Consider the following 271-nt stretch of genomic DNA (forward strand, 5'->3'; position numbering starts at 1 on the left):
GTGCTGTGGCATGATATCTTCATCTACCAATTTTTGATTCATGGCCGTTCGGTGATTGATTTCCTTTATTGGTCTGGTTGTTTCTCCTGCTGCCTCCACATAGCTAGTCAATTCATTATAGTATTGATTTTCCAAGTTCAGTTGCTGTTTCCATTCGTCAGTATTAATGAGATTTCTCACCTCATATAAATTATTTATCATAGAACTATTTATTCGCTGTAATTTCTGTTGCTCTTCATTCTCAGGATCTACTTCTAATTCCGCTATATGC

Annotated in this window: 1 protein-coding gene; it reads right to left on the reverse strand. The window is 36.2% G+C overall.

Translation table 11 applies throughout. From position 1 onward, the window contains the following. A partial coding sequence (locus RG959_RS24175; protein ID WP_342799304.1) for a hypothetical protein occupies positions 1–271 on the reverse strand: 271 nt, incomplete at both ends.

It is taken from the genome of Domibacillus sp. 8LH (genome assembly GCF_038806185.1).
GTDB lineage: Bacteria > Bacillota > Bacilli > Bacillales > Domibacillaceae > Domibacillus > Domibacillus indicus_A.